Origin of the sequence: Chryseotalea sanaruensis (assembly GCF_003990915.1) — a bacterium.
Lineage (GTDB): Bacteria > Bacteroidota > Bacteroidia > Cytophagales > Cyclobacteriaceae > Chryseotalea > Chryseotalea sanaruensis.
Window position 1 is genome coordinate 366,012 of sequence record NZ_BHXQ01000003.1, and the last position, 24,390, is coordinate 390,401.

20 protein-coding genes are annotated in these 24,390 nt (G+C 39.4%); 12 read left to right on the forward strand and 8 right to left on the reverse strand.

Features of this window, described 5'->3' with window-relative positions:
• Positions 1-53 precede the first annotated feature (53 nt).
• The 3 genes from SanaruYs_RS09515 to SanaruYs_RS09525 all read right to left on the reverse strand — a co-directional run bounded on the left by SanaruYs_RS09515 (position 54) and on the right by SanaruYs_RS09525 (position 5,932).
• Positions 54-2,420 carry an ABC transporter permease gene (locus SanaruYs_RS09515; RefSeq protein ID WP_127122321.1) on the reverse strand — a complete coding sequence of 789 codons (2,367 nt, stop codon included), beginning with the start codon at positions 2,418-2,420 and terminating at the stop codon, positions 54-56.
• An 85-nt stretch (positions 2,421-2,505) separates the two neighbouring features.
• Positions 2,506-4,953 (reverse strand): ABC transporter permease, encoded by a 2,448-nt coding sequence (locus SanaruYs_RS09520; protein WP_127122322.1) that lies wholly within the window; start codon positions 4,951-4,953, stop codon positions 2,506-2,508.
• A gap of 187 nt (positions 4,954-5,140) precedes the next feature.
• On the reverse strand, positions 5,141-5,932 hold the full coding sequence (locus SanaruYs_RS09525; protein ID WP_127122323.1) for an ion transporter: 792 nt from the start codon (positions 5,930-5,932) through the stop codon (positions 5,141-5,143).
• Positions 5,933-6,214: 282 nt separating this feature from the next.
• On the opposite strand from SanaruYs_RS09525, the gene ffh reads away from it, so the two are divergent.
• From ffh to SanaruYs_RS09560, 8 genes are all read left to right on the forward strand, one after another.
• On the forward strand, positions 6,215-7,546 hold the full coding sequence (ffh, locus tag SanaruYs_RS09530) for a signal recognition particle protein (protein WP_127122324.1): 1,332 nt from the start codon (positions 6,215-6,217) through the stop codon (positions 7,544-7,546).
• Positions 7,547-7,570: 24 nt separating this feature from the next.
• A complete protein-coding gene (locus SanaruYs_RS09535) occupies positions 7,571-8,119 on the forward strand; it encodes a PepSY-associated TM helix domain-containing protein (protein ID WP_127122325.1) in 549 nt (182 codons plus the stop codon).
• Positions 8,120-8,270: 151 nt separating this feature from the next.
• Positions 8,271-8,441, forward strand: a complete 171-nt coding sequence (locus SanaruYs_RS20335; RefSeq protein ID WP_160118626.1) for a hypothetical protein — start codon at positions 8,271-8,273, stop codon at positions 8,439-8,441.
• Positions 8,402-8,782 carry a DUF2911 domain-containing protein gene (locus SanaruYs_RS09540; RefSeq protein WP_246011890.1) on the forward strand — a complete coding sequence of 127 codons (381 nt, stop codon included), beginning with the start codon at positions 8,402-8,404 and terminating at the stop codon, positions 8,780-8,782. The genes SanaruYs_RS20335 and SanaruYs_RS09540 overlap by 40 nt, the downstream gene beginning before the upstream one ends.
• A 163-nt stretch (positions 8,783-8,945) precedes the next feature.
• Positions 8,946-9,398, forward strand: coding sequence for an ATP-dependent zinc protease family protein (locus SanaruYs_RS09545; protein WP_127122327.1), 453 nt, complete (start codon positions 8,946-8,948; stop codon positions 9,396-9,398).
• Positions 9,399-9,414: 16 nt separating this feature from the next.
• Positions 9,415-10,323 (forward strand): 30S ribosomal protein S6--L-glutamate ligase, encoded by a 909-nt coding sequence (gene rimK, locus SanaruYs_RS09550; RefSeq protein ID WP_127122328.1) that lies wholly within the window; start codon positions 9,415-9,417, stop codon positions 10,321-10,323.
• A 49-nt stretch (positions 10,324-10,372) separates the two neighbouring features.
• Positions 10,373-10,837: a hypothetical protein gene (locus SanaruYs_RS09555; protein ID WP_127122329.1), complete on the forward strand. Its 465-nt coding sequence runs from the start codon at positions 10,373-10,375 to the stop codon at positions 10,835-10,837.
• Positions 10,838-10,988: 151 nt separating this feature from the next.
• Positions 10,989-11,948 carry a succinylglutamate desuccinylase/aspartoacylase family protein gene (locus SanaruYs_RS09560; protein WP_127122330.1) on the forward strand — a complete coding sequence of 320 codons (960 nt, stop codon included), beginning with the start codon at positions 10,989-10,991 and terminating at the stop codon, positions 11,946-11,948.
• On the opposite strand, the gene SanaruYs_RS09565 is transcribed toward SanaruYs_RS09560, so the two are convergent.
• The gene (locus SanaruYs_RS09565; RefSeq protein ID WP_127122331.1) at positions 11,949-13,532 is read right to left on the reverse strand and encodes a Na+/H+ antiporter; all 1,584 of its coding nucleotides are present in this window, start codon (positions 13,530-13,532) and stop codon (positions 11,949-11,951) included.
• A gap of 160 nt (positions 13,533-13,692) precedes the next feature.
• Here SanaruYs_RS09565 and SanaruYs_RS09570 point away from each other — a divergent pair, with 160 nt between their 5' ends.
• The 3 genes from SanaruYs_RS09570 (at position 13,693) to SanaruYs_RS09580 (ending at position 17,413) form a co-directional block, all read left to right on the forward strand.
• Positions 13,693-14,103 (forward strand): 6-pyruvoyl trahydropterin synthase family protein, encoded by a 411-nt coding sequence (locus SanaruYs_RS09570; protein ID WP_127122332.1) that lies wholly within the window; start codon positions 13,693-13,695, stop codon positions 14,101-14,103.
• Entirely contained in the window at positions 14,063-14,752 is a 690-nt protein-coding gene (gene folE, locus SanaruYs_RS09575; protein ID WP_127122333.1) for a GTP cyclohydrolase I FolE, read from the forward strand. The genes SanaruYs_RS09570 and folE overlap by 41 nt, the downstream gene beginning before the upstream one ends.
• 105 nt (positions 14,753-14,857) lie before the next feature.
• The gene (locus SanaruYs_RS09580; RefSeq protein ID WP_170177232.1) at positions 14,858-17,413 is read left to right on the forward strand and encodes an aconitate hydratase; all 2,556 of its coding nucleotides are present in this window, start codon (positions 14,858-14,860) and stop codon (positions 17,411-17,413) included.
• 189 nt (positions 17,414-17,602) lie between these two features.
• On the opposite strand, the gene SanaruYs_RS09585 is transcribed toward SanaruYs_RS09580, so the two are convergent.
• Entirely contained in the window at positions 17,603-18,283 is a 681-nt protein-coding gene (locus SanaruYs_RS09585) for an NUDIX hydrolase (protein ID WP_127122334.1), read from the reverse strand.
• A gap of 100 nt (positions 18,284-18,383) precedes the next feature.
• Here SanaruYs_RS09585 and pyrE point away from each other — a divergent pair, with 100 nt between their 5' ends.
• Complete coding sequence (gene pyrE / locus SanaruYs_RS09590; protein ID WP_127122335.1) at positions 18,384-19,025, forward strand: orotate phosphoribosyltransferase; 642 nt, start codon at positions 18,384-18,386, stop codon at positions 19,023-19,025.
• On the opposite strand, the gene SanaruYs_RS09595 is transcribed toward pyrE, so the two are convergent.
• The 3 genes from SanaruYs_RS09595 to SanaruYs_RS09605 form a co-directional block, all read right to left on the reverse strand.
• Positions 19,026-19,913: an alpha/beta fold hydrolase gene (locus SanaruYs_RS09595; RefSeq protein WP_127122336.1), complete on the reverse strand. Its 888-nt coding sequence runs from the start codon at positions 19,911-19,913 to the stop codon at positions 19,026-19,028. It lies immediately after the preceding gene.
• Positions 19,914-19,956: 43 nt separating this feature from the next.
• The gene (locus tag SanaruYs_RS09600) at positions 19,957-21,603 is read right to left on the reverse strand and encodes a S41 family peptidase (RefSeq protein ID WP_127122337.1); all 1,647 of its coding nucleotides are present in this window, start codon (positions 21,601-21,603) and stop codon (positions 19,957-19,959) included.
• A 358-nt stretch (positions 21,604-21,961) separates the two neighbouring features.
• Positions 21,962-24,370 (reverse strand): alpha-ketoacid dehydrogenase subunit alpha/beta, encoded by a 2,409-nt coding sequence (locus tag SanaruYs_RS09605; protein WP_246011884.1) that lies wholly within the window; start codon positions 24,368-24,370, stop codon positions 21,962-21,964.
• Positions 24,371-24,390: the final 20 nt, after the last annotated feature.

The following is a 24,390-nucleotide window of genomic DNA, read 5'->3' on the forward strand; positions in this document are numbered from 1 at the left end:
GCAAGCAAAACGTTTGCGCTTTTTTAAAATAGTATGCACGTTTACAAATCTTATTATTCGCTTCTAAGAGAATCTGTAGGATTACTAATGGCTGCGCGTAATGCCTGTGTGCTGACTATTAATAGTGCAAGTATTAGCGAAATACCTCCTGCCGCTAGTAATATCCAGCCAGAAATACCCACGCGATACGGATAGCGTTCTAAAAAATTTGTTAATACCCACCATCCTATCGGTGAAGCAATAAGAAATGCGACAAATATTAGTTTAGAAAAATCGCTGGTTATTAAAATCACAATACTACTAACTGTTGCACCTAATACTTTGCGGATACCAATTTCCTTAGTCCTTTGCTCAGCAGTAAAAGCTGCTAGTCCTAGTAATCCAAAACAAGTAATGGCAATAGCCAAGGCGGCAAAAATAAAAGAGAGCTTGCTTACTAAATTAATAGATGAAAACTTTGCTTGAAAATCACTATCTGCAAAGCGAAAAGCAAATGGGTAAGCGGGATTTAGTTTTTTAAATACCTGTTCCACTTGATCAATTGATGCTTGCAAATTTTCGGTTGGGTTCAGTCGGACAGTAATCGTACTTGACCAACTAGGGTCGAAGATCATGACTAAAGGTTCTACAGGTTGATATGGAGAGTCCATCACAACATTAGCAGTTACACCTATAATCTCATGTGGATCCTTATTGTAAATTATTTTTTGACCTATTGGATCTTTCATTCCCATAAAATCAGCAGCTGCCTGATTAATGATTACTGACATAGAATCGCTTGGAAAATCACGCGAGAAATCGCGACCCTCAACCATTTTAACACCCATCGTTTTTATGTAATCGTATTCAGTAGCGATAGTCGAAAAAGATACGCGCTCTTCCGTATTCATCCCCTCCCACTTCACTTCGTTACTGGAAAAAATAGATGTAATAGGGCTGTTACTTTTACAAACTGATTTTACTGCACCTGTATTTACTAACGCGTCTCGAACGGTTTGAAAATTTCTTTCCAATTCGTTGTTTGTCCAAATCTGCATCAGGTTTTCACGATCATAGCCCATATCTCTATCTTTAACATGCATGATCTGCTGATAGATGGTTAGTGTGCCAATGATAAGAAAAATAGAAAAACCAAACTGAAGTGTTACCAATACTTTACGTGGTGTACTTGCACCTTTACCCACATTTACCTTTCCTTTTAAAACTTTTACAGGCTTAAAGGATGATAAATAAAAAGCTGGATAACTGCCGGCAATAACACCAGTAACAAAAATGATAGCCAAACCAATTAACCACAGCATTGGGTTACTGTAATTAATCACAATAGTTTTATTCACTAAAGTATTATAAAACGGCAAAGTAATTTCTACCAGCACAATAGCTAACAGAAAAGAGATAAATGTAATAGCAAGGGACTCTCCCAAAAACTGAAATATTAATTGCTTTCTTCTAGAACCTACACTTTTTCGAATGCCCACTTCACGTGCTCTGTTTTCACTGCGCGCTGTGGCCAAATTCATAAAATTTATACAGGCGATGATCATCACAAAAATAGCGATGATAGTAAAGAGCTGAACATACTCTATCATTCCTCCAGTATTTTTTCCATTTTCGAATTTAGAGTATAACCGCCATTTGCTCATGGGGTGAAGAAAGAGTTGTGCGGTCGGTGCCTTTGGATTACTGTCTTTTATAATGTCCTTTATGCTATTTGTAACACTTGCCTGTGTTGCGTTCGGTTGAAGCTGCACATACATTTGAAAAGAATTGTTATCCCAGTTATTCACACTATTGCGCACCCAACCTTGGGTCGCTTTATAGTAAGCAAAGGGCAGTACATAATCAAAGCTGAAAAATGATTGCGCAGGCAAATCTTTTATAACACCTGTCACTTTTAATTCTTGTCCGTTATCAACTTGTACTAATTGATTCAAGGGCTCACTATCCCCAAAAAGTGCTTTAGCGGTAGACACTGTAATCACAATGGAGTTTGGATCCTTCAACGCTGAAGCGGGATCACCTTTTATCATGTCGTAGCTAAACATGTTAAAAAAATCCTCTGTAGCACTAAGACCAAATTTAGTTAAACTCTTTTCATCTACTTGCAACGTATTACCTTCCCCCCAGTTAGTCATCACCAAGTATTTCACTTCGTTCGTTTTGTTGAGCAAGGTTTCTCTAAGCGGATACGGCATGGATGTACCAGTACCAATACCTTGAGCCCACTGCTGACTTTGGTATAGTTTGTAAATGCTGTGGTAATTCTTATGAAAGCGATCATACGAATATTCATCGGCCACCCAAAGCAGTATTAAAATACTGGAAGCAATACCAATGGCTAAACCGCCAATGTTTATAAAAGAATAAGAAGGATTCTTAATAAGACTTCTTATGGCTATTTTAAAATAGTTTATTAACATGATGCTTTGCTTAATAATATCAAATACTTTAACACCTTAACACTTTAACACCTTAACACTTTAACACTTTAACACTTTAACACTTTTACTCATTTCTCAAAGAATTGACAGGGTTATTAACGGCTGCCTTTAAAGATTCAAAACCTACGGCAAACAAAGCAATTAAGAATGAAAGCATACCCGCTGCAATAAAAATCCATGCACTCATTTCCATCCTAAACGAAAAAGTCTTTAACCATTCACTCATAAAATAATAGCTGATAGGCACAGCAATAAAAAAAGCAATGGCCACCAATTTTAAAAAATCAGTAGAGAGCATACTTACAATACTTGAAATAGACGCCCCCATTACTTTGCGAATACCAATCTCTTTAGTCTTTCTTTCCGCTACATAAATAGATAGTCCATACAGACCTAAACACGAAATAATAATGGCAATAGAGGTGAAAGAGGTTATCATCATGGCCATGCGATTCTCAGCTTCGTATTGCTGCTTTATTTGTTCGCTCAATAACATACTTTCAAAAGGAGTATTAGGGTTTAAGTCAGCCCATACTTCCTGCGTTTCCTCAATAAAGGACTCATAGTTACCCGCTGGAATACTGGCCGTAACAAAAACATACTCACTACGTGAAGCAGGTAGTTGAAAAATTAAAGGCTCTATTTTCCTATGCAGAGACATTTGATGGAAATCTTCTACCACACCTACAATTTCATGTGATTTAATTTGTCCACGCCATTCTGTAAATATTGTTGCGCCAATGGCTTCCTCTAAAGCGATACCTAACTGCTTCAAGCTTTCTCTATTAACTAATACATTTACTTTTGAAGCATTCAATTGTGCAGAATCGCTGCTGTAAATAAATTCGCGCCCTGCTACTAATTTGATTCCTAATGTTTTAAAATAGTTTTCGTCATTAAATACAACAAAATGGTGAACAGCTTCCTGCATCGAGCTTCCCTTTTTGTACACCGAGAAATCTCGAAGGAGTGGGGTTGCGGGTAAACTTGTAGAAGCAGAAATACCCGATACGCCACTTAAATTTTGAAGTGAATTTTTTAAGTTATCGTACGAATCTCGGGCTTCAATAGTACGCAGTGGAATAATAACACTGTAGTCAGGATTAAATCCAAGTGATTGAGATTGAATAAATCTCATCTGTGAATAGATAATAGTCAGTGCAGAGATGAGTGTTATTGATATTACAAATTGCACTACTACTAAGCCTTTGCGTAACCAATTACTTCCGCCCCCACTGAGACGCTTATTCTTTAAAACAACAGCTGGTTGAAACGAGGATAGATAGAAAGCAGGGTAGCTACCAGCACCAATCCCAGTAACCAATGCTATTACAAAAAGTGAACCTACAAGAAATAGTAAATTAATACCTGTTAAACTAAGTTCCTTTTGAGTAACGTAATTAAAAAATGGTAATAAAAGCTGAACCAAGATAACAGCTAATAAAGTTGCCATAAGCACAAGAAGAATAGACTCACCCAAAAACTGGTAAACTAAACTAGCGCGAGTGGCTCCCATTGTTTTTCGCACACCAACCTCACCCGCGCGCTGGCTAGCTTTAGCAGTAGTAAGATTCATAAAGTTGATGCACGCAATAAGTAAGATAAAAATTCCAATAGAAGAAAGAATGTACAAATAAGTAATGTTTCCTTTTTCGCCCAAATCCCCTTGATATTGAGAGGAATGTAAATGAATATCTGTGAGCGCTTGTAGATGAAGCGTTTTGTCCATACCCATTTCACGTAATTCTTTACCACCATTTTTTTCTAATAGGGCAGCTAATTTACTTTCTGTTTCAGTTACTGAGGCATTTTCTTTTAGCAATACATATGACTGAATAAAATTCTGTCCCGCCCATGTGTTAATACTACCAATCCATTGGCCCCAGCCCTTACTATTCATGCTCATATAAAAGTCTGCATCAACATGCGACTTTTGCATCAGGGGTTGTAGCACACCACTCACACGAAATGTGTCTACAGAACCTCCACTGGTAATCACGAGCAATTCATCAAGCGCTTGTTGATCACCAAAAATTTTTGCCGCAACAGAGGCACTTAGCACAACAGATGATGCAGTGCGAAGGGCTGTTGATGAACTCCCTTCTTTAAAATCATAATCAAAAACCTCGAAGAAAGTAGAATCTACTAAATAGCCTTTGCGTTCATAAAAGGATTTCTCTTTGTATTGGATAAAATGTTGCTCAACTTCTGGAGGACTCACAACGCGTGTTGCCTGCTCCACTTCCGGCAGGTTAGCACGAACAGCCATTGCAATCGGTGGTGAAGTTCGCGGATTATGCATATCACCATCACTAGTTTTAAAAGTACTTGTTATCCGATAAATCTGATCTGCCTTTGCAAAATGCTCTTCGTAACTAAACTCGTCTTTGATGTAAAGTGATAGTAAGGTGCAGCAAGCAATACCAACAGCCAATCCTGCTATGTTGATAAGGGAGAAAACTTTGTGTTTAAGAAGATTGCGTACCGCGATGGATATATAATTTTTGAACATAGTCTCGGCTTTGAAATTAGGTGTATACCAACATCAATGCCACATCAAAAAGTGCTTATTTAATAAGCAAAGTAAGTTTTGATATAATTTTAAAATACAAAACCGAACGTGAGCGTCCGCATTCGGTCGGTTTAAACGCAGAGAACAATGCACGCATATTGTCAATTGTAAAGGTCCGTTGGATCACTCATAGGTCTTTACCGCAGTGTGGACAACGTTTTTCTTTGTTTGTTCTATGGCTATTCAAATGATCTGAAATACCAGCAGACAAAATACCGGCTGGCAGTGCATACATACCCACTCCGATAATGGCGATAATACCAGCTAAAAATTTACCTAAGGCAGTAATGGGCACCATATCTCCATAACCAACCGTTGTAAGTGTTGCAATCCCCCACCACATCGTGGCTGGAATGCTGGAGAATACTTCTGGTTGTGCCGGACCTTCAACATAAAACATTACCGTAGCAATGATAACCAACAGAAAAAAAATAAACATGATCACAACCATCAACTGCTCACGCCTGTCTTTTATTACGGCAAAAATTAAATTCAAGGCTGACAGGTAGCGTGCAATTTTTAACATGCGCAGTAACCTAAATAACCTGAATATTCTCAACCACCTTAAGTCAATCGGTAAAAAATTAAGGTAAAAAGGAAGTATCGAGAATAAGTCGATTAAACCCGATCGAGACATAATGTATCGAAACCTTCCCTTCATAGGATTTTTATAACGAAGCATTTCAGTAATAGTCCAGATGCGCAACACATACTCAATCGAAAAGATCACGACTGAAAATATTTCGAAATTATCAAAGAAACGTTGGTACCGTTCGTAGAACCGGGGAACTGTTTCTAATTGAATGGCGGCAATGTTGCAGATGATCAATCCAATAAAAAAATACTCAATTATCCTGGCACTGCGCAAGCCAGATACCGCAGGCTCCAGTTGTTCAAAAACTCTTTTCCGAAAGGACATAGGTTAAATCAGGTAAACAACAAATACGTTGATTAAAGTCTAAATATAGCCTCTTTTCTTTCAAAAAAAGCATTTAAGCCCATTTCAGAAGACCCTTTGAGAGTAGGTCAAATAAAAAATCGAATTAACTTTGCACCCTGTTTGTTAAAACCCAGTGGCAAAATCCATGTCGGTAAGTTAAGCTTCCATACTAATCCTCTTCTAAAAGCAGGGCCAAGAAAGGGCTAAACTAAATGACATTGTATTGCTAACTGACAGTATCTACTTCTAAAAATTCCGCACATGTTCGATAATTTAAGTTTAAAACTGGATAAAGCCTTTCAAACCCTTAAAGGTCAGGGACGCATTACGGAAATCAACGTAGCAACCACAGTTAAGGAAATACGCAAAGCTTTAATCGATGCTGATGTTAACTATAAAGTTGCTAAAGAAGTAACTGATGACATCAGAGAAAAAGCAATGGGGCAAAATGTGCTTACATCCATTTCTCCTGGTCAATTGCTTACTAAAATTACCAACGATGAGCTAACCCATTTAATGGGGGGCGAAAGTGTAGACATCACCATAGAAGGTAATCCTGCCATCATACTTATAGCTGGTTTACAAGGTTCTGGTAAAACTACTTTTTCAGGCAAGCTTGCCAGCTATTTAAAAAAACAAGGCAGGCAAGTTTTACTTACTGCTTGCGATATATACAGACCAGCTGCAATTAAACAGCTGCAAGTACTTGGCGAACAAATTGGTGTAGAGGTTTACGCTGAACCAGAAAATAAAGATGCTGTAAAAATTGCCAAAGCTGCCATTGCGCATGCTAAAAAGAATAATCATCGCATTGTTATTGTCGATACTGCCGGTCGTTTGGCTGTTGACGAGGAAATGATGAATGAGATCGCCAGATTAAAAGAAGCGCTCGCTCCTTCCGAAACATTATTTGTGGTTGACTCCATGACGGGTCAGGATGCTGTAAACACTGCAAAAGCGTTTAATGATCGACTGAATTTTGATGGTGTTGTTCTTACTAAATTAGATGGTGATACACGTGGTGGTGCGGCCCTCTCTATTCGCAGAGTAGTAGAAAAGCCTATCAAGTTCATAAGCATGGGTGAAAAGATGGAAGCACTAGATCGCTTCTATCCTGACCGTATGGCCAGTCGAATTTTAGGCATGGGGGATGTGGTAACACTCGTTGAAAAAGCACAACAAGCTTTTGATGAAGATGAAGCCAAAAGATTAAACGCCAAGCTTCGCAAAAATCAATTCGATTTTAACGATTTCCTTACCCAACTTGAACAGGTAAAGAAGATGGGCAATATCAAAGACCTGATGAGCATGATACCCGGTGTTGGTAAAGCCATGAAGGGTGTTGATGTCGATGACAATGCTTTCAAACCAGTGGAAGCCATCATTAGATCAATGACTACGAAAGAGCGTGAAAATCCGGATGTCATTAACGGTAGTCGCAAAGAACGTATAGCTAAAGGGAGTGGCACTTCTATTCAGCAGGTCAATCAATTACTAAAACAATTTGGCGACATGCGCAAGATGATGAAGACCATGAATAAAATGGGTGGTGGTAAACGTGCGCTAAGTGCCTTAAATCCTTTTGGAAAATAATATTCAACGCATACTTAATTTTTCATGAAACCAACTGCCCGCTCTGTACACCGCGATTTTGCTTATTTTTATTTAGGTCTTATCATCGCTTTCTCCTTCTCTGGCATTTTTCTTAATCATAGACGCGACTGGCATCCCAGACGGTATACTTATAGTGCAACTGAAATAACTGTACCTGCTATTACTCAACCTGATAGCACAGTTAATGATGCCTACATTGAAACTTTTACAGAAACGCAAGGCATTAAAGATAATCTGAGAAGATTTGTAATCGACAAAAACCAACTGAGCATTTCTTACGAAAAACATGATGTTAAAATTGACCTTAGCACAGGTAAAGGAAAAATTGAGGCGTACCGCACTACCCCTATACTTGGCCAAATGACTCAACTACACGTTGATACCAGCAAATGGTGGATATATTATTCTGATTTATTTGGTATTGGAATGCTAGTCATTGCATTTACAGGTATGTTTATTCAAAAAGGTGAAAATAGTTTTAGAAGTCGAGGGTGGAAATTAGCCTTAATCGGCATCATTTTCCCACTTATATTTTTATTCTTGCTTTCTTAAGTAAAAAAAGCGCTCAATTTTGGAAACTTTTATAGCCCTTAACCCGTTGTTCCAGTAGTTACAGGTATATAATTAATGATAGAAAATGCTCCGAACGTTCGGAGCATTTTCGCGTTACACCAATAGTTAAAACTCATTTAAACCTAACATCATGAAAAAATTAATTGCCTTATCATTACTGTTGATGGCATTTGTAAGTGTAGAAAGCCTGGCGCAGGATAAGAAACCTGCCAGCCCTAAAGAAACCGCTGAAGGTACACTATTGATGGTGCTAAAGTTACAATTGTATACCACCGCCCCTCAGTTAAAGGCCGGAAAGTAATGGGCGATCTGGTTCCTTTTGGTCAAGTTTGGAGAACCGGTGCAAATGATGCCACCACCATAACTTTCGACAAAGCCGTTACAATAGAAGGAAAAGCTTTAGCAGCAGGTACTTATAGTCTTTTCACAATCCCAACTGAAAATGAATGGACTATTATTTTTAACAGCGAAGCAAAACAATGGGGTGCTTACAAATACAATGATGAAAATGACGTTTTACGTGTAAATGTAAAGCCTGGTAAAGCCGAATTCACTGAATTATTTACAATCTCAGTTGATAAAGGTTCAGTAAATATCCTTTGGGAAAACACATCAGCCTCTTTCAAAGTAAAGAAAGGCTAAACTACTAATTCCAATTCTTCACGGGGCAACCCATCTCTCCTTTTTAAAAGGCACGAAATTGGATTACTACATTAAAAACCCTTGTCGGCATGTCGGCAAGGGTTTTTTACTTTTATATGATGGCTAAATTTGCGAAGGCCTGTTTTTTTTACAACCTTTAATAATGGAGGTTCTAGGCCGTTACGATCGTGTTGATTTACCCGGCCTGGGATTAAAAAATATTCATGCTAAGGTAGATACGGGCGCTTATCGTAGTAGTTTACATTGCCAAAGCGCTAAAGTTGTAAATGGTAAACTAGAATTTGTACTACTGGACGAAGAACATCCAGAGTTTACTGGCATGAAGTTTACAGCAGATACTTTTCACGAACGTGACATCAAGAATTCATTTGGGGAGGTTGAAAGGCGTTATGTCATAACAACGACCATCAAAATTTTTAACGAAGAAATAACAGCTGAGTTCTCCTTAAGTAACAGAGGCTTACTTAAATTCCCGATATTATTAGGAAGAAAGATTTTACAAGCACGCTACCTGATTGATGTTAAGAAAAAAAATCTTTCGTATAAAGCTAAGCAACAATCATTGCGTAATAAAAGACTGAATAAAAAGAAATAACTGCCTACCCAAGTATATGAATATCGCCATTTTATCACGCGACCCTAAATTATATTCTACCCAAAGGTTAAAAAAAGCCGGGGAGAAACGCGGTCACAACGTAGAAATTATTGACCACATGAAGTGTGTGCTCTACCTGGAGAAAAAAAGCCCTATGGTATTATACAATGGTCGCAAGCTCGATTATTTCGATGCCATTATTCCACGCATTGGTGCTTCAGTAACCGTTTATGGGGCAGCTGTTGTTCGTCAATTCGAAATGATGAAAGTTTTTACTGCTGTAGAATCGCAGGCGCTGATTCGTTCGAGAGATAAATTCAGAAGTTTACAGATTCTTTCACGCGCTGGCATCGGTTTGCCTAAAACCATGTTCATGGATTACACCAAAGACACGGAAGGTATTGTTGAAGCTGTCGGTGGCGCACCAGTAATTATTAAGCTTCTTGAAGGCACACAAGGTCTTGGTGTAGTACTGGCTGAAAATAAAAAAGCAGCCCAATCAGTAATTGATGCCTTTCATGGTTTAAAGACACGTATCATGGTGCAGGAGTTTGTAAAAGAATCTAAAGGGGCAGACATACGCGCCTTTATTGTAAATGGCGAAGTAGTCGGTGCCATGAAACGCCAGGCAAAAGAAGGTGAGTTTCGCTCTAATTTACACAGAGGCGGAAAAGCTACATTGATCAAACTAACATCTTTAGAAAAACAAACGGCTATTACTGCAGCAAAAAAAATGGGGCTGGGCGTAGCAGGTGTAGACATGCTGCCATCTGCGAGGGGGCCGCTTATTATTGAAGTCAATTCATCTCCCGGATTGGAAGGAATTGAAGGTGCAACCAAAGTAGATATTGCCGGTAAGATTATTCAATACCTGGAAAAAAATGCCATGAAGAAAAAAATTCAGAAGGATAAAATCAATGCCTGATTGTAATGGTCTGGGGCGAAATAGTAGTCTGTCGATTCCTCTTCTTGTCATGAAACAGTTACTATGGAAATTAATATTACCCCTGACGATTATTTCATTCACAATTTTCTCCAAATGGTGGTATGTTCATATTATTGATGGGTCTGATGAAATTCTAACTGGTTTTCCATTACCCTATATGTGCCGTGGATGGCACACTTCACTCTCATTACAAATTTTTGTTCTCGGTTTAATCATTGACCTTTTGACATATTTTGCCTTTTGGTTCATGCTAACTTTCATCATACACCAATTCATTGTAAAAATTAAACTGAACAAAACCTTAACAATATTCCTATTGATTATATCCGGATTTTTATCTGTTGTCATGATTTTAATTGGAAGTAATTCGGACAACATTTATACGCTTCACATGGATTTTGAATCAGAAATACACGAGACAGGATATAAATTTATTTGGGAGAAGGAACCTCAGCATGATTATTCTAAATACCATCCAGAAATGATAAAATGATAAAAATGATGCCAATAAAAGCTTTTGTAATGCAAGGTGAATACTTGCCAAGTTCAGACAAACTCTTAACTTCACTTAGTAGTGTGGGACACAAACGTGCTTATAAAACCGGCTCATTATGTAGCCAAGCGTTAATGACTACAATCCGAATATGAAAAAAATACAAATTGCAGGTCAGGAAATTAAACCTGGTGAGTTTAAGGAGATCAACATTAACATCGCACGCCTACCCTCCCACACACAAATAGACACACCTATTTACGTTTCCCGCAGTCAGGAAGAAGGACCAACATTGGCGCTGATGGCCGGCATGCATGGAGATGAAATTAATGGCATGGAGATCGTGCGTAGAATAATTGAACGAAACCTTCATCAACCCAAACGTGGTACAATAATATGCATACCTATTATTAATGTGTATGGCTTTTTAAATTTCTCACGAGATGTACCTGATGGTAAAGATGTAAACCGTTCTTTTCCCGGAAGCAAATCAGGGTCATTGGCTTCTCGCGTGGCTTACCACGTTACACACGATATCATTCCCAACATCGATTATGGTATAGATTTCCATACAGGTGGTGCTATGCGTACTAACTATCCTCAAGTACGCGCCACATTGAGTGATAAAAAAAATGTTGAGTTGGCTGAAGCTTTTTGCGCACCCTTTACACTTGATGCACCTTTTCGCCCCAACTCATTAAGAAAAGAAGCATCTAAAAAAGATAAAAATATTATCGTTTATGAAGCAGGTGAATCTTTACGCTTCGATCAGCACGCTATTGAAGAGGGGATAGAAGGAACACTTCGATTAATGAAATACTTAAACATGATTGATGACGCTCCTGCACCAAAAGAAACCAATCGCATTATTTGGCACTCATCCTGGGTAAGATCCAAACAAGCAGGGCTTTTTCAAACACAGGTTGTTTCCGGTCAGTTGGTACATAAAGGTGACTGGATTGGAACTATTACTGATCCTTTTGGAGAATTCACTGAAAAAGTAATCGCAAAAGAAACTGCTTATGTTATTGGATTGAATAACATACCTGTAGTGAATGCTGGAGATGCCCTGATGCACCTGGGAATGGATAGCTTTTGTAAATTAGCATAATTACCGCTTGTCCAGTATAAGCCTTGCCTCCTCCAGGTCAAGTTCATTCTCTAATTTCCGAAGTGCCTCATCGCTTATTTTACCAGACCTGCGCATGGTGATTATATGTTGCCGCTCCATTTTAAGTAACTCCTCTTGTATGCGATGAAATTCTATAAGTTGCGCATCATCTAGTCTGCTTCTTATTTTATTTTTAGTAACACGCTGAATGCGGATTTCGTACTTGGTTTTAATCTGATTAAGTACATCTTCACTTAAGCTTAAAGAATATTCTTCTTCAATTTTTTCAATCACCGCAGAAGCAATTTTCAATCTTGCATCCAATTCATCCTGGTGCTCTCGATCATCCGGCTTAATACCTAACCATTTTATAATTGGTCGTAAGCTCAAACCCTGAATAACAAGTGTCGAGAAAATAACACAGAAGGTTAAAAAGATAATCAGACTTCTGTTTTCGAAAGGTTGATTATCGGCAAGGGTTAGTGGCAACGCTAATGCTGCGGCTAAGGATACAACACCACGCATACCTGACCAAGCAATTACTGTTACCAATCTTACATCAGCGTCTGGCTCCTGCTCTCTTACTTTCTTAGATAACCAACGGGGTAGGTATGCGCCCGGATATACCCAGATAATTCTGCCCACAATTACTGCAAGACTAACAATAGCGCCATAACCAATCAGTTTAACTAAAGAAGAATGATCAATATCTTTTAGTATAACGGGTAGCTGTAAGCCAATCAGAATAAAAATAATACCGTTCAATAAAAAGATAACCGTATCCCAGGTGGCATTAGCCTGTAGGCGGGTGCGTTGCGAAAAAATATCAGATGAGTTCCAGCTCAGGTATAATCCAGAGGCTACCACAGCCAGCACCCCTGACATGTGAAATTCTTCTGCCCCTAAATAAGCAATAAAGGGAACCAAAAAAGTAAGTGTTGTATCGGTTGTTGGATTATCTGGTGTGATCTTGTGTATCCATTTAAAAATAAAACCAAGTGCCAACCCAAATGCTATTCCACCACCTGCGACATAAAAAAATTGAATACCCGCTTCTGAAAGACTGAATACACCCGTTACTACAGCTGCTACTGCATACCTGTATGCAATTAATCCTGTTGCATCATTCACCAAACTCTCTCCTTCTAATATAGTAACCACACGTTTAGGCACACCCAAACCTTTAGTAGCTGCCGTTGCTGCTACCGCATCGGGAGGTGAAATGATGGCACCTAATACAAAAGCCTCAGCCCATGAAAAATGTGGAATAAAATAATGCGCTACTACCGCTACTGCACAGGTGGTAAAAATCACACAACCAATAGCCAATAAAGTAATGGGCCTTTTAGCACGTTTAAAATCAGGCCATGAGGTTGTCCACGCTGCTGCATATAAAATTGGTGGCAAAAATATCAGGAACACAATATCTGGATGCAACTCAACTGAGGGCAAGCCTGGAATTAAGCCTATGCCCATACCTGCCAGCACCAACAAGATCGGATAAGGTATGCGAATCTTGTCGGTAACCTCAGCCAACGCGGTTACTACCGTTAACAAAATAATAATGACGGCCAGGTTACTCATTTTTCAATCATTAATTAATCTTGAAAATATTAAAAAGAATGTAGGCTAACGGAAGTAAAATTGAAATAGTTCTCAAAAACATCCGTCTTTAAAGGTGTTTTGTTTAGTTATTTAAAGAAAATCTTGAACTATTCAACATTTTCTCTGTTCTTGAAATACAATGAAGGTTAAAGTCTCCCGAAAAGAACATTTCAACGCAGCACACCGTCTTTATAATCCAGATTGGACTGACGAACAAAATGACAAAATCTTTGGCAAGTGTAATAATCCCAACTTCCACGGGCACAATTATGAACTGATTGTGAGCCTCATTGGAGAACCCGATCCTACCACAGGCTACGTATATGATCTAAAGGAACTCAGCGACATTATTAAAGAAAATGTATTGCTGAAACTCGACCATAAAAACCTAAATTTAGATACTGAATACTTTCACAGTCTCAATCCAACGGCTGAAAACATAGCACTGGTCATCTGGAGAATTTTGAGGCAACAAATAGACCCCAAATTTGAATTGAAAATTACCCTTTATGAGACAGAAAGAAATTTCGTTGAATATCCGGCCTCTTAAGCCAGTTGATGATGAAGATGACGATCACCACTCTTCATCAGTAGAGACACCCATGCGTAAAGACGCTTTCGATCTCAGCGATGAGGAAAAAATCGAACGCATAGAATCTCATTTTCGTCAGATCATGGAAACTTTAGGTCTTGATCTTACAGACGACAGTCTAGCGGGCACTCCGAAACGTGTAGCTAAGATGTTTGTAAAAGAGGCCTTTAGTGGTTTAAATCCAAAAAACAAACCAGTAGCACGACTGTTCGAAAACAAATACAATTACGACCAGATGCTGGTAGAAAAAGATATTACTTTCTACTCGCATTGCGAACACCACTTTGTACCTATTTATGGTAAAGCACATGTTGCTTATTTTAGCAGCGGTAAAGTAATTGGCCTTTCTAAAATCAACCGCATTGTACAGTACTTTGCTAAGCGGCCACAAGTGCAGGAGCGCTTAACCGTACAAATTGGTAAGGAATTAGAACGCATCTTACAGACGCAATCTATTGCTGTGGTGATGGATGCCAACCACATGTGTGTGGCTTCCAGAGGAGTAAGCGACACCAACAGTAAAACAGGAACGGCCTATTTTTCAGGCAAGTTTAAAGATGATGACAATGTGAAGCGAGAGTTTCTCAATTATATAAATGCTAAGTAATTGAAGCCCCCATAACCCCGCCCCCAGCGGGGTTTTTTATTGACCCGAAATGAGGGATTTTTGACGCAGAAATCCGTAACTTAGTACCTTAAAATTTTTCGAGTTATGACTTTCGATTTAGACATGATTAAAGCGTTATATGCAGCCATGCCAGGCCGCATAGCCAAAGCCAGAAAAGCCGTTGGCAAACCGCTTACCCTATCAGAAAAAATACTCTACTCTCACTTACACAGCGATCAAAAGCTGGAGAACTTTGGCCGAGGAAAGTCTTATGTGGACTTCGCGCCTGACCGCGTAGCCATGCAAGATGCTACCGCTCAAATGGCTTTGTTACAATTCATGTCAGCCGGTCGCCCTAAAGTGGCTGTACCTTCTACCGTTCATTGCGATCACTTGATTGTAGCCAAGACAGGTGCTAAAGATGATTTAACTGCTGCTAATAATGAAAGCAAAGAAGTATTCGATTTCCTTGCTTCTGTTTCAAATAAATATGGTATCGGCTTCTGGAAACCAGGTGCAGGTATTATTCACCAGGTTGTACTAGAAAATTATGCCTTCCCTGGCGGCATGATGATCGGAACTGACTCGCACACGGTAAATGCCGGTGGTTTAGGAATGGTCGCTATTGGTGTTGGCGGTGCCGATGCTGTTGATGTAATGGCAGGCATGGCCTGGGAATTAAAGTTTCCAAAACTAATTGGTGTAAAACTTACCGGTAAGCTTAACGGCTGGACTTCCGCAAAAGATGTTATCCTGAAGGTAGCAGGTATTCTTACTGTAAAAGGTGGAACAGGTGCTATCGTAGAATATTTTGGTGAAGGCGCTACGTCTATGAGCTGTACCGGAAAAGGTACTATTAGTAACATGGGTGCAGAAATAGGAGCTACCACTTCTACTTTCGGTTATGATGAATCAATGTCACGCTACCTCGTAGCTACCGGCCGCGCTGATGTGGCTAAATTGGCAGATAAAATCAAAGAGCATTTAACTGCTGATCCTGAAGTTTACGAGAACCCCGAAATATATTTTGATCAGGTAATTGAAATTGACCTATCAACACTTGAACCACATCTTAACGGTCCATTTACACCAGACTTGGCTACACCCCTTTCTAAATTGAAAGATGAAGCCATTAAAAATGGTTGGCCAACAAAAATTGAAGTAGGTTTGATTGGTTCATGTACCAACTCTTCTTACGAAGATATTTCCCGCGCTGCCAGCTTAGCAAAACAAGTTGCCGACAAAGGACTAAAAACGAAAGCAGAATTTACCATCACACCAGGTTCAGAACAAGTGCGTTATACAATCGAGCGTGACGGTTTCATCAATACTTTTGACAGAATTGGTGCTAAAGTATTTGCCAATGCCTGCGGACCATGTATTGGTATGTGGAATCGTGTTGGTGCAGACAAGAAAGAGAAAAACACTATCGTTCACTCCTTCAACCGTAACTTCCAGTCACGTAATGATGGCAACCCGAATACCTTCGCATTTGTAGGTTCCCCTGAATTAGTAACCGCATTAGCGATTGCTGGTGATTTAACTTTTAACCCTATTACTGATTATTTAACCAACGAGCATGGTGAACAAGTAAAACTTGAAGCACCTACCGGTGATGAATTACCGATGAAAGGCTTCGATGTAAAAGATCCCGGCTTCCAGGCACCTGCTAAAGATGGCAGCAAAGTAAAAGTAAGTGTGAGCCCTACATCAGATCGCTTACAATTACTCGCACCTTTCAAAGCATGGGAAGGCACAGACTTAAGAGGCCTGCGTTTATTGATTAAAGCAAAAGGCAAGTGTACAACCGACCATATTTCTATGGCAGGTAAGTGGTTAAAATACCGCGGGCACTTGGATAATATTTCAAATAACTTATTGATTGGTGCTACCAACTATTACAACGAATCAATCAATAGCGTTAAGAATAATTTAACAGGCGCTTACGATGAAGTACCTAAAGTGCAGCGTGCTTACAAAGCACAAGGCATTGGTTCAATCGTAGTGGGTGACGAAAACTATGGTGAAGGTTCATCACGCGAACACGCAGCAATGGAGCCACGTCATTTAGGTGTACGCGCAATACTTGTTAAATCATTCGCACGTATCCACGAAACCAACTTGAAAAAGCAGGGTATGCTAGCGCTTACTTTTGCCAACAAAGCTGATTACGATAAAATTCGTGAAGACGATGTGTTAGACATAATTGGCTTAACCAATTTTGCTCCTGAAAAGCAATTAGAGTTAGTATTAAACCATAGCGATGGAAGCAAAGAAAGCATTATGGTTAACCATACTTACAATGCCAACCAAATTGAATGGTTTAAGGCTGGTTCTGCATTAAATGCTATGAACGCTGCCAAAGCAAGTGCTCCTAAAAAGAAAGTAGTCGCTAAGAAAAAGGCTGTTGCTAAAAAGGTTGTTAAGTCTGCGAAGAAATCATCTAAACCTGCGGCTAAGAAAACTGCTAAAAAGGTAGTTAAAAAAGTGGCTAAGAAAGCTGCCAAGAAAACTACTAAACCTGTAGCGAAGAAAAAGGCTGCGAAAAAAGTAGTGAAGAAGGTTGCTAAGAAAAAGGTGGTGAAGAAAGTTACCAATAAGAAAGTGGTAAAGAAGGCAGCTAAGAAGTCTGTTAAAAAAGTAGCTAAGAAGAAAAAGTAAGCTTAGTTAAGTTTTCAGTATAAAGAAAAGCCAGGTATAATGCCTGGCTTTTTGTTTTACTTCAAATCAACGGATTAGCTCATCAATTTCAGATTGCTTCGTCATACCAGCGCACTACCAAACGCTAATTCCTCGCAATGACGAGCTCTTCTATTTTCAAATCATCAAATCACCAAATTTTCAAATCAATTACCGAATAACTTCTTTAAGCGCGTAGTACTGCTCAAATACATAGTGTATTGATTTATACGAATTATGAAGTGAGTGATATACTTCTTTAGGATTCATCCATCTTACCTCTTCAATATCTTCCTCCACCATGGGCGCCATTTTACTGTCGTCAATAATGTCCATCACATACCACTTTGTCTTTTTTATCATGGCATGCTTGTTCATGGTGTATGTGTGCCAGGTCGTACAGAGCTTGGTTCCAAGCTTAACACTTACATTACACTCTTCTTCGATTTCGCGAACAGCGGTCTGTTTATACTTCTCCCCTTTCTCCTTTTTACCTTTAGGTAAATCCCATTTCTTTAATCTGTAGATCATCAGGACCTTATCCTTTTTACGAACAAGTCCACCAGCTGCTTTTACCACCTTAAACTTGCTATAAAGAAAATCCTGAATGGTATCGTAATCTTTAACCGATAAATGCACAGATAATACATTCAAAGGCACTTTAGAATTGAGTAATTCCAGCAGCACGTTCATATGCTTATCATCTGCATTTTGTATCCACACGTGGTGAAGTAGCCCTGCTGACGTTATTGGCTCTATCTGAGCGTCAACTTTATGATTGTATTGGCCAAGAGCAGGTTGCTCATCTGGTTTATAAATGGTGAGGCGTATGTCGTTTACAAATAGAACCATCAGGCAGTTGGGATTAACCCTCTGCAAAAGAATAAAATATTTCCAAGCTGGCAAGTGCTTCTGTATTTTTTACCATTTTCGCACTATCAAATTTCAAGATATGACGATTGTACAAAGCACTGCTCATCCTGTATCAGAAGCTCTTTTAAGCATTGGAGCTATAAAATTGAACACAGAAAAGCCATTTACGTGGAGTTCTGGCTGGAAGTCCCCTATTTATTGCGACAATCGTCTTTCTCTGTCATTTCCTGAAGTGAGAACATTGGTTAAGAATTCTTTGGCTCAAGCCATTAAAACACATTTTCCAAAGGCTGAGGGGATTGCGGGAGTAGCTACAGCTGGCATTCCACAAGGTGCTTTGGTAGCCGATGCACTCAATCTTCCTTTTGTGTATGTCAGACCCAAGCCAAAGGATCATGGCATGGAAAACCTGATTGAGGGCAAAATTGTAAAAGGCCAGCACGTGGTAGTCATTGAGGATTTAGTGTCTACTGGAGGAAGCTCCCTAAAGGCTGCTGAAGCATTGCGTGATGCAGGCTTTGTTATTGAAGGAATGCTGGCAGTGTTTACCTACGGCTTTGATGTAGCTGAGCAGAGTTTTGCAAAGGCAGATATCCCATTGGTTTGCCTGAGTGACTACAATCATTTGATTGATTATGCTCTGACTTCAAAGAAAATTTCTGACGATCAACTGATGTTACTAAAATCATGGCGCTTTGATCCAGCTAACTGGAAAGCCTGATTATTGCTTAGCCAATCCATTGCGTTCAAATTGACCCAATAATTGAAGGATAGCCTGTTGAATCATCTCCGGATGTGTCCAGGGAATAAAGTGATTAACATCTTCTCTGAGCACAACATCTACTGAAGTATTCGTTAGCATACGTTTAGCGAAATCTGCGTTTCCCGGAGGAACTAATTTATCCTTCATGCCATGTAATATGATAACAGGGCATTTAATATCCTTCCATAATGGCAGCATTAGTTCAAGCTCCTTTTTCGTTTCAAGAATTTCATCGTTGGAAGCTTTGAAAGATAACGGCATTAGCCAACTAAAAAAAGGTGTTGCCAATGGCACCCTGAACCAGCGTTCATTGGGTTCGAGTTCAGGATCTATAGAACCTGCCACAATGATCAAACCATCAACAAGATCTGGATAATCCATAGCCATGCGTGCAATTACAGGACCTCCTAAAGAATGCCCGACCAGAATAATAGGCCTGTGTTGTTTTCTTAGCTCAAGCAGCGGCTGAAGTAATGCTGCCTGCATTTTTAAAGAAGGCTCCGCCTTACCAAAATTTGAGTAGCCAAAACCAGGCCTGTCGATTGTTACTAAATGTGCTCTTGACAAAAGCAGACTGTCTGAAAGGAAATCTATAAAAGCACTAAGAGAACCGGGCGAGCCATGAACAAATACAACCGTGGGATTATCTTCTTTCCCGGTGGTGACAAAATGTTGTGTGCGTTTATCGATTTTAAGTGCATCCTGTTTTACAGCAATATTCTTCTCTTTAAAATGTTTAGCTATCTTCTTTTCAGACATCCTAAAGGTCATACAGGCATGCAGCAATACCATAAGTAATGCAAAGGAAGCTATAGAAATGATGTATCGTGGTTTTCGAATCTTCACAATAAGGTTATTACACTTCTGATCTTTAGAACAGACTATAAACCTAATTGTTCATCAGAATTTTATTGTAGCTGTCGGTCTTGGCCAATAATTCAATTGATTTGGCTAATTCTTCATCATACTTAAAACCTGCTTCAACGTAGCCCTTCTCCAGAAAATAGCGAGAAAGTATATCTGCTTCAAGTGCTTGTTTGATTTGGTCTTTATAAACCAACAAATCGTTTTTCCTTTTCTCGTTCACAGTGCTTTCAATTTTCTCGAGCATGACTTTAATATCATCATAATTCTTTTCACGCTTAGCCTGCTCTTTTATTCTGTGCAAATCTTCATCCAGGTTTGTTGTGTAGTCGTAAGGTTTGTCTTTCATCCACTGAACAAATGCATTGTAATCTGCATCAGTTAGTTGAAACGACTTTATATCAGTTGGTGCACTTCGCTTAGCAGTAAACGATGTGGCGTAATCAAACAAGTAACCTGACTCAAATAATACCTGTATAATGGGATGATATGTTTGATTAACTGTAAGCAGATCAGGATCAATGCCCCCACCGTCATACACAACTCGTCCCTTTGTTGTTTTAAACGATTTTTTAAGTGAATCTGGTACAGAGCTAACACTTCCATCTTCGCGTCTGCGCGAATAATCTAATACCTGTATACAACGACCGCTTGGTGTATAGTACTTAGCAGTAGTTACTTTTAATTGTGCTTTATAAGAAAGAGGTCTACTGATTTGTACCAATCCTTTTCCATAAGATTTTTCTCCAACCACTACAGCACGGTCGTAATCCTGTAACGTACCAGCAACAATTTCAGATGCAGATGCACTTCCTCTATCAATTAAAACAACGAGTGGTATCTCCGTATCAATGGGCGCATTTAAAGTTTCATAAGAAAAATTATGATCCGGCATTTTGCCTTTGGTGCTTACCACCAACTTTCCTTTCGGTATAAAAAGATTGCAGATATTTACAGCCTCCATTAATAATCCCCCCGGATTACCACGAAGGTCAAGCACTAATTTCTTAGCACCTTTTTCTTTTAGAGAAACAAGTGCATTCTTGACTTCTTTTCCTGCATCAGGTGTAAAGTCAGTTAATTGGATATACCCTGTTTCCTCATTTAGCATGGCGAAATGAGGAACATTATTGACTTTAATTTTTTCGCGCTTAAAGCTAAGTGTTATCGGCTCGGATTCTCCTGGTCTTTTAATGGTAAGACTAACCGCTGTACCTAGCTGACCTTTCATGAGTGCCCCTGCTTCTTCACTGGTAACGCGAGCCAATTCTACCTGATCAATTTTCAGAACCTCATCACCAATTTTTAATCCGCCACGTTGGGCAGCAAAGCCCTCCATTATCATTGTTACTACTGTTCTTTTTCCAATCTGTCTTGTTACAGCGCCAATGCCTCCGTATTGCCCTGTGTTTACCGTTCGGAAGTTTTCTACTTCATCTTCAGAAATATAATTAGTGTACGGATCGAGTGAGGCGAGCATGGCATCCATACCCGTGCGCATGAGTTTACCTGGATCCACTTCATCAACATAGAGTGCATTAACCTCTTTGAACAACGTTGCGAAAATATCGAGGTTCTTGGCAATTTCGAAGTAACGTTCACTTGGTGAATTAGCAGCAACTAAAAGAATTACCGCCATTAAACTGCTTACAATCAACAATCTTCTTCTCATAAATCTTTCTATTAAATAGGTTCTCGCAACAGAACCATACTTTACAACGTAAAAGTTAGCAATTCGTGTTCAAAAAAACTGAGGAATTCTGTTAATGGTTGCACAGGTGTCGTTTTTAGCTGTTTAATTATACAACAACCATTAAAATATTGATTTTTACGCTTTTCATTACCAACTCAGATTTTACAAAGCCACTTAGTTAATGGCATTTCTCATCCCTGAAAATGGGTGATTTGAAATTCAATGCCGTTTTAAAGCTTAACCAAACGACATTGGATTAGAACTAAATAACTTATATAATACCTGGATTACAAAAAGACAGTCACCAAAAGATGACTGCCTTTTTTTATACGTCATTTTAGTAGATAGCCGGGAAACGCTCTGGCTCTGCTTCCTGCATCATTGCATAAATCTTATCGAAAACAGTTTCGGGATTAGGTTTAGAGAAATAATCTCCATCAGATGCGTAGGCAGGGCGATGTTCTTTAGCTGCAATAGTTAATGGTTGAGAATCGAGGTAGCGATAAGCGCCTTGCTCCTCAACTACTTTCTGCATCATATATGCACTGGCTCCGCCTGGTACATCTTCATCTGCTAATACTAGTCTGTTTGTTTTTCTAACAGACTCCACAATGCTGTGATGAACATCAAAAGGCAATAAGCTTTGCGCATCAATTACTTCGCAAGAAATTCCTACTTTATCTAACTCTTGTGCTGCATCCAATATAACACGGCACATAGAACCATAGGTTACAATAGTTACATCGCTTCCCTCTCTCAAAATTTCTGGCACACCAAGGGGCACAGTATATTCTCCAAGATTTGAAGGCATCTTCTCTTTTAAACGATAGCCATTTAAGCATTCAATAATGATAGCTGGCTCATCTGATTGCAATAAAGTGTTATAGAAACCTGCTGCCTGTGTCATGTTACGTGGTGTAAGCACATGCATACCACGTAAACTATGCAACATCATACCAATAGGAGAACCGGAGTGCCAAACACCTTCAAGGCGATGACCGCGGGTACGAATAATCAATGGTGCTTTTTGTCCGCCTTTGGTTCTGTATTGCAAACAAGCGAGGTCATCACTCATAATTTGTAAAGCATACAAAAGGTAATCCAGGTATTGAATTTCTGTAATGGGACGCATACCACGCAACGCAGCCCCTATACCCTGACCAATAATAGTACACTCACGAATACCTGTATCCGTTACACGCAATTCTCCATATTTTTCTTGCAACCCGGCAAATCCCTGATTCACATCACCAATCTTACCAACATCCTCACCAATAGCAAAAACAAGGGGATCACGTGCTAAAGCAATATCAAAAAACGCCTGCATTACTTCACGTCCGTCTACCTCTGGTGCATCTTCTTTATAGCTTGGCTTTATCTCTTCAACTTTTAACGCAGCTTCTTCTGATTCACTTAATAAATATGAACTGTAACGCTTTTCGTTTTCTTCTTCAACACGCTTTAACCAATTAATTAAATTCGTTTTAGCAGCATTACTTTCATTGCGAACAAGACGCAACGCTTTCTTCACTGTTTTAATGCCATCTAAACGAATAGGATTCTGTGTTTTTTCTAAAGCTTCTGTTAATGCATTTAGTTCATTACTTGCAACGGTACTCGAAGAAAGTTCTTTCAATAATGACAAAGCCTCTTTAAAATCAGCTTGCATGGATTCATTAAAGGCTCTCCATGATTTTTCTTTTGCCTCCTTCGCTACTTTTCTAGCTTCAACTTCAATATCATCGAGCTCATCAGGTAAAATATTTACTTCATCAATAATCCATTCACGCATTTTGCGCAGGCAATCGTGCTCTGCCTCCCACGCTAACCGTTCTTTAGATTTGTATCGCTCATGAGAGCCTGAAGTAGAGTGACCTTGTGGTTGTGTTACTTCATCGACATGCACCAATACAGGCACATGCTCTTCGCGACAAATTTTTTCTGCTCGCAGATAAGCCTCCACAAGTGCTGGATAATCCCAACCCTTCACGTTAATAATCTCAAAACCTTTTTCGCGTTCGTTACGCTGCAATCCTGCCAAAGTTTTTGAAATGCTGCCCTTGGTTGTATGGTACTCCTGCGGAACTGAAATACCATAAGCATCGTCCCATACGCTCATCAGCATAGGTACTTGCAGTACTCCTGCAGCATTCATGGCTTCATAGAACATGCCCTCACTGGTAGAAGCATTGCCGATTGTACCAAAAGCTATCTCATTTCCATTAACGGATAGATTAGTAAAGCTGTGCAGGGCTTTATTGTTTCTAAAAAGTTTAGAAGCATAGGCCATTCCCAATAGGCGCGGCATCTGACCTGCCGTAGGAGAAATATCGGCACTACTATTCTTACTTTCCGTTAAATTCTTGAGTTTACCCTGATCATCCAGCATTCGGGTGGCAAAATGGCCATTCATCAGGCGTCCGCCAGAGGCTGGCTCGGCTTCTATATCGGTATGGGCATATAATTGTGCAAAATACTGCTGCAAACTAAGTTGGCCTATGGCGAACATAAAAGTCTGGTCGCGATAGTAACCTGACCTAAAATCGCCATTTTTAAAGACTTTGGCCATGGCCAATTGGGCCACTTCCTTACCATCTCCGAAAATGCCAAATTTGGCCTTTCCCATAAATACTTCCTTTCGGCCAATTAAACTGGCCTCCCTGCTTTCACAAGCTAACCTGTAATCTGCCAAAATTTCCTTGATTTTAGCCGGGGAAAACCTCACGCGTTCTTTCGTTGCACTCACAGTATATCAGTTTTACGGTT

Coding starts and splice junctions, on each gene's coding strand:
- SanaruYs_RS09525 (WP_127122323.1), bottom strand. CDS start 5,932: ATGTCCTTTCGGAAAAGAGTTTTTGAACAACTGGAGCCTGCGGTATCT.
- SanaruYs_RS09515 (WP_127122321.1), bottom strand. CDS start 2,420: ATGTTAATAAACTATTTTAAAATAGCCATAAGAAGTCTTATTAAGAAT.
- SanaruYs_RS09585 (WP_127122334.1), bottom strand. CDS start 18,283: ATGGTTCTATTTGTAAACGACATACGCCTCACCATTTATAAACCAGAT.
- SanaruYs_RS09520 (WP_127122322.1), bottom strand. CDS start 4,953: ATGTTCAAAAATTATATATCCATCGCGGTACGCAATCTTCTTAAACAC.
- SanaruYs_RS09535 (WP_127122325.1), top strand. CDS start 7,571: ATGAAACCAACTGCCCGCTCTGTACACCGCGATTTTGCTTATTTTTAT.
- SanaruYs_RS20335 (WP_160118626.1), top strand. CDS start 8,271: ATGAAAAAATTAATTGCCTTATCATTACTGTTGATGGCATTTGTAAGT.
- SanaruYs_RS09580 (WP_170177232.1), top strand. CDS start 14,858: ATGACTTTCGATTTAGACATGATTAAAGCGTTATATGCAGCCATGCCA.
- SanaruYs_RS09570 (WP_127122332.1), top strand. CDS start 13,693: ATGAAGGTTAAAGTCTCCCGAAAAGAACATTTCAACGCAGCACACCGT.
- SanaruYs_RS09600 (WP_127122337.1), bottom strand. CDS start 21,603: ATGAGAAGAAGATTGTTGATTGTAAGCAGTTTAATGGCGGTAATTCTT.
- pyrE (WP_127122335.1), top strand. CDS start 18,384: ATGACGATTGTACAAAGCACTGCTCATCCTGTATCAGAAGCTCTTTTA.
- SanaruYs_RS09565 (WP_127122331.1), bottom strand. CDS start 13,532: ATGAGTAACCTGGCCGTCATTATTATTTTGTTAACGGTAGTAACCGCG.
- SanaruYs_RS09555 (WP_127122329.1), top strand. CDS start 10,373: ATGAAACAGTTACTATGGAAATTAATATTACCCCTGACGATTATTTCA.
- ffh (WP_127122324.1), top strand. CDS start 6,215: ATGTTCGATAATTTAAGTTTAAAACTGGATAAAGCCTTTCAAACCCTT.
- SanaruYs_RS09560 (WP_127122330.1), top strand. CDS start 10,989: ATGAAAAAAATACAAATTGCAGGTCAGGAAATTAAACCTGGTGAGTTT.
- rimK (WP_127122328.1), top strand. CDS start 9,415: ATGAATATCGCCATTTTATCACGCGACCCTAAATTATATTCTACCCAA.
- folE (WP_127122333.1), top strand. CDS start 14,063: ATGAGACAGAAAGAAATTTCGTTGAATATCCGGCCTCTTAAGCCAGTT.
- SanaruYs_RS09545 (WP_127122327.1), top strand. CDS start 8,946: ATGGAGGTTCTAGGCCGTTACGATCGTGTTGATTTACCCGGCCTGGGA.